Raw genomic sequence first — 5360 nt, 5'->3', positions numbered from 1 at the left:
CCCGCCCCCACCCGGCAGGCCCCGGCGCCGCATGATGGCTCGCTTGGAATCGGATCATTGAAATAAGGACGCCTGACATGAACAACCTTCACAGACATCTGGCCCCCATTTCCAGCCCGGCCTGGACGCAGATCGAGGAAGAGGCGACGCGCACCATCCGCCGCCATCTCGCCGGGCGTCGGGTTGTCGATACTTCGGAACCCAGAGGAACGGACCTGTCCGGTATCGGCACCGGGCGGGGCACGCAGATTGACGCCCCCGGCGAGGGCATTCACGCCCTGCGCCGCGAAGTCCTGCCACTGGTGGAACTGCGGGTTCCCTTTACCCTGTCGCGCCAGGAAATCGATTCCGTGGAACGCGGCGCGCTCGACGCGGACTGGCAGCCGGTCAAGGACGCGGCCCGGAGAATCGCCTTTGCCGAGGATCGCGCCATCTTTAACGGCTATACCGCCGCCGGCATTTCCGGCATCCGCCAGGGCACATCGAACCCACACCTGAAACTGCCCGCGCAGGCCAAGGATTATCCGCACGTCATAGCCGAAGCCCTGAGCGCGCTGCGTCTGGCCGGGGTGAATGGGCCCTATTCGGTCGTGCTGGGGGCGCAGGCCTATCTGGCCGTCAACAGCGGTGACGAGGATGGCTACCCCGTGCGCAAGCACATCGAAAGCATGATCGACGGCCAGCTCATCTGGGCCCCAGCCATTGAGGGGGCTTTTATCATATCCATGCGCGGCGGGGATCTCGCCCTTGATATCGGGCAGGATTTTTCCATCGGCTATCTGGGGCATTCAGCGGAAACGGTCGAACTCTATCTTCAGGAAAGCTTCGTGTTCCGCGTCCTGACCAGCGAGGCGACCATCGCCATAGACTGATGCGCAAAGCGCCCGCCCCATCAGGTGGGCGCGACTGAACGATACGAACCTGCCGCACGTTTCCCCCACGCCCGTTGACTTCTGGCTTAAGGGAAACACGGCCATTGGAGCGTGCGACATCCTTCAGGGACAGGCGGGAAGCGGGACGGGTACTGGCAATGGAGCTTGCCCCGCTGGCCGCGTCCCATCCCGTGATCCTGGCATTGCCACGCGGCGGCGTGCCTGTCGCATCTGAAGTGGCGAAAGCACTTGATGCCGATATGGATCTGCTGTTCGTACGCAAGATCGGCCTGCCGGGGCAGGAGGAATATGGTTTTGGCGCCGTGGTGGACGGGGCCAGCCCGCAGGTTATCCTTGATGACGCCGCCGTACGGAAATTCGGAATTGATGCGCGGACCATCAGCGATATTGTAAAACGACAGCTTGCCGAGATCGCACGCCAGCGCCGCCTGTATGTGAACAACAGACGCCCCACGCCAGTAACCGACCAGATCGTGATTGTAATTGATGATGGCATCGCCACGGGCGGCACGATGCTGGCGGCCCTTCGCGCCGTGCGGCAGAATCATCCGGCCCGCCTTGTGCTGGCCGTGCCTGTCGCGCCATCAGACATTCTCACGCTGCTTGCCGCTGAATGCGATCAGATCGTGTGCCCGCTGCAACCACACCCCTTTTATGCCGTTGGCGCCTATTATCGTGATTTTCCGCAGGTAGAAGATAGCGAGGTCATCCGCCTTGTCACGGAGGCGGAGCCGTATTCCGGCAATGCCTGATGTTTTTTACTTTAAGTAATCCAGTTGATGAAAAAAAATGAAAGTTTCCAAGGCCCCCTTTTTTAAAAGATGACGTTTCCTGAAGCTTTTTGAAAAAAAGCTTCACCAAAACTTTCCTACGATTACAGGGCATTTCAAAGGCGCGCTTTTCAAGCAGTCTGCACGAACCAGACGGAACGGATGCAATCAACAGGGCGTATGGCCCGACAGAATCAATTTTCAGGTTCCGTAACCGGTTCAGACAGATCCGGCACGATACCACCCAGACCCGATACTTCCTGACACTAAAAACCGTAATGAACAGGAGGAATACCATGACGGACGCCAACAGAATTCCGCTGAAAACGGAAACGGAAACAGCCACGCCCGCCGCCCCTTCCCCGTCCCGGCCCGTACTCGATACCCTGAGACGGGAACTGGACCGTGTATTCGAGGATTTTCCCGCCACCCTATGGCGGCGGCCCATATCCGGCTTTGAACGCCTGTGGTCGCGGGATGCGGCATTCAATATCATTCCCGCCATCGACGTGGTGGAGAAGGACAATGCCTACACCCTTGTCGCGGAACTGCCGGGAATGGATGAAAAGAATATCGAACTCAAGGTTTCAGGCCGTGTCCTGAGCATTCGCGGCGAAAAATGTGAAGACAGCACGGATGAACAGAAGAACTACCATTATTCGGAACGCCGCTTCGGTTCATTCATGCGCACGTTCCCGATCCCCGAAGGGGTTGATACGGCAAAAATAGACGCGACCTTCAGTAACGGACTCCTGACGGTGCTGCTGCCCAAAACTCCCGAAGCCCGGAAAGACGAAAAAATCATTCCCGTCCGACCAGCGCAGGAAAAGGAAGAATGAGGCAGGACGGCAGGTAGTCTGTCACACCATCTGGCACACTGGCCCGCGCCCGGATGGCCGGACTGAACCGCATGGCTGATGATGGTGCGATGACAGAGGAAGGGTGATGTTTACTTCCGGTTTCTTCCACACATACTTGCACGCATTTTTTCCGAAAAGAAAAAAGGTACGTTCTCATGCAGGTCAGGAACATCATGACAGCGCCAGCCATCAGCATAGAACCGACCGAAACCATCACGAAGGCCCTGCGCCTTATGCTGTCGCACAAAATCAGTGGCCTGCCCGTGGTCACGCCGAACGGACAGCTTGTAGGCATCCTGACGGAAGGGGATCTCATGCGGCGCAGCGAACTGCATACCGAGGAGAAAACATCCTGGCTACAGGGTCTTCTCCGCTCATCAGGAAAGCAGGCTGGTGAGTATGTCCATACCCACGGGCGCAAGGTTGGTGAAATCATGTCAACCGAACCCATTACGATCTTTCCCGAGGCATCGCTGCGGGACGCCGTTGACATGATGATCCGCCACCGTGTGAAACGCCTGCCTGTTGTCCGGAACGAACAGTTGATGGGCGTGGTGTCGCGGACGGATATGCTGCGCGCCCTGCTGCCCGTTCTCAGCGATGACCCTGAAACCGCGACTGATGAAACCATCAGGGACGCGATCCTGCGCGAATATCAGGCGCAGGACAAATGGGCGGGCGGCAATTTCATCAGCGTGGATGTAAAAAACGGGATCGTGGAACTGAATGGCGTGGTCACGGATGAGCGCCTGCGCATCGCGGCGCGCGTGGTGGCGGAAAACGTGCCGGGCGTCGTTTCGGTAATCGACAACATGACCTTTGTGGAGCCGTTCAGCAGCACGGAAATTCCCCCGCCCCTCTTTCCCTGAGGATCAAGGACAATGTCTGCGCATCATGACATTCTGATCGTTATGGCCGATGGCGAACATGCCCGTTTCGTGCAGCCGGGTGAGAATCATGCCCTGCATACCATCGCCGCCTTCGATGCCATATCCGCCCATCAACGCACGTCCGATATGGGGAATGACGCACCGGGGGCTTCCTGTCATACAGGTTCCACCGCGCACCATGCCCTCAACCCGCATCATGATTCCCATCGGATGGCAATGGAGTCATTCGAACAGTTCGTGGCCCGGCAGATCAATGAACGGGCGTGCTGCGATGAACTCATACTCATCGCGCTGGCGCGTAGCAGTTCCGAAATCGTCCGCCATCTCAGGCCGGGGGTTCGTGCAAGGGTAATTGATGTTATCAGAAAGGATCTTATGAAAGTTCCAGATGCTGAATTAATGAAACATATAAATCATGTCATCTGATTCATCATTCATTACAGGCGCATATGAATACCTGGCTACACGGTGCCGGAAGAACTACGAAAGCATAAGCACCCATGCAGGATCAGGCGCCGTAACCCACCCATGGGAGCATCCGGCCCGGACAACGCCAGTGGCTTCCATCCGAGACGTTCACGGCATTGCTGTAAAAGCTGTTCCTGCTGGTCTGTGGTGAATGCATAACAGACCAGATCTGACAGGGGCGGTTTCAGGCCCCTGAATAGCCGCCCATCGGGTCCGGATGACCTTCAGGAACGGAGGCTCTGCTCATCCATTTTGATATGGTCGTGTATCCATTAATGAAACGTGATGTTGAAATTGCAGCTATTGCTTTGCTTGGCGACGCATTTTTCCTCGTAGCTGCTGATAATATTACTGCCCCTGACAGTCAGTATCACGTGGCAGTTGGCGCCTTCCTCTTCAGCGGGATTAAGAAGCACAACGACATTTCCCTTTCTGGCATAGGAAACATTGGTGACTTCTTCCACGCACGAAGAATCATCCATGGAAAGCGAGGCCTTACGTTCGTTCAGAACCAGCTGGCCATTCCCACCATCAAAATGCCCTCTGAACACCTGCGGGGCGGCATGTGCTGTTCCGCAGGCAAGAAGAACTCCGACAAAGACAGGCATATATTTCATTTCAAATACCATCAAAATAAGCAGAGTGCTTATTTACGGTATATAGAAAAATTCGTAAACCATTAACGCAAATAACATATATGTTGTATATATAAAGCAGTTTTCCCCGGCCCCACACTTTGGTGATGGCCTCTTATGCTGCGCGCTGTTCCATACCATATCTTCTGATTCACGCCAGCAGCACCCGCCTCCAGTCAGATACCCCTTCCACGACAGGGTATGGGAGGAAAGGCGGGGCGACCGGAATGGCCAGTCAGCCCCATGTAACGGGAATGGAACCAAAAAAGCGGTTCATCAGCCCATCCCGCCGGAACTTCCCTTCCGGCGCGGCGTATAGCGATCAACGGGGCATTTCCGGTTTCCCTTAGCCGGATGACACCCGGCATGGGGCTTATGCGCCCGCACTCCCCACCGTGCCACCGCCCATGGCATTAAGGGCTGCAAAACAGCAGGCAAGACGTCTCCGTACAGAATAAAACAAATATCACGGAAGGCCCCATCATGGAAAATGCTTCCGATATCTGGTCCGTGCTCATCTATGCTGTCGCCATAGGGGTTCTTCTGGCCTGCATATTCGGGCTTTCCGCCATGACCGGAACCCGGCGGACCGGTGCCGCACGGGGCCGCGCGCTTTCCATGCCGTTTGAGTCCGGCATCATCCCCACAGGCTCCGCGCATCTGCGCCTGCCGGTCCAGTATTATCTGGTGGCCATGTTCTTTGTCATATTTGATGTCGAGGCCGCTTTTTTATTTACATGGGGCACGGTCGTTACCGCAGTCGGGTGGGTCGGGTATGGCGCGGCCCTGATGTTTATTGTCTTTCTCGCCATCTCGCTGGCCTATCTGTGGCGGGCGGGCGCGA

At 56.6% G+C, this 5360-nt stretch carries 7 protein-coding genes; 6 read left to right on the top strand and 1 reads right to left on the bottom strand.

Annotation, left to right across the window (positions count from 1 at the left end; all coding sequences use genetic code 11):
- Positions 1-77 precede the first annotated feature (77 nt).
- The 5 genes from JCM25156_RS09025 to JCM25156_RS22960 all read left to right on the top strand — a co-directional run bounded on the left by JCM25156_RS09025 (position 78) and on the right by JCM25156_RS22960 (position 3839).
- The gene (locus JCM25156_RS09025; protein ID WP_025812827.1) at positions 78-872 is read left to right on the top strand and encodes a family 1 encapsulin nanocompartment shell protein; all 795 of its coding nucleotides are present in this window, start codon (positions 78-80) and stop codon (positions 870-872) included.
- 158 nt (positions 873-1030) lie between these two features.
- Complete coding sequence (locus JCM25156_RS09020; RefSeq protein WP_051577508.1) at positions 1031-1645, top strand: phosphoribosyltransferase; 615 nt, start codon at positions 1031-1033, stop codon at positions 1643-1645.
- Positions 1646-1959: 314 nt separating this feature from the next.
- Complete coding sequence (locus tag JCM25156_RS09015) at positions 1960-2502, top strand: Hsp20/alpha crystallin family protein (protein ID WP_025812825.1); 543 nt, start codon at positions 1960-1962, stop codon at positions 2500-2502.
- Positions 2503-2696: 194 nt separating this feature from the next.
- Positions 2697-3392 carry a CBS domain-containing protein gene (locus JCM25156_RS09010; protein WP_242402569.1) on the top strand — a complete coding sequence of 232 codons (696 nt, stop codon included), beginning with the start codon at positions 2697-2699 and terminating at the stop codon, positions 3390-3392.
- Positions 3393-3404: 12 nt separating this feature from the next.
- Complete coding sequence (locus JCM25156_RS22960; RefSeq protein ID WP_034959117.1) at positions 3405-3839, top strand: host attachment protein; 435 nt, start codon at positions 3405-3407, stop codon at positions 3837-3839.
- A 314-nt stretch (positions 3840-4153) separates the two neighbouring features.
- Here JCM25156_RS22960 and JCM25156_RS09000 read toward each other — a convergent pair whose 3' ends face one another.
- A complete protein-coding gene (locus JCM25156_RS09000; protein ID WP_148299365.1) occupies positions 4154-4510 on the bottom strand; it encodes a hypothetical protein in 357 nt (118 codons plus the stop codon).
- Between the two features lie 489 nt (positions 4511-4999).
- Here JCM25156_RS09000 and JCM25156_RS08995 point away from each other — a divergent pair.
- On the top strand, positions 5000-5360 hold a 361-nt coding region (locus JCM25156_RS08995; protein WP_025812822.1), incomplete at its 3' end, for an NADH-quinone oxidoreductase subunit A.

This window comes from Komagataeibacter kakiaceti JCM 25156, from assembly GCF_000613305.1.
The sequence above is the reverse complement of the archived record's forward strand: the minus strand, read 5'-3'. Positions and strand labels throughout refer to the sequence as shown.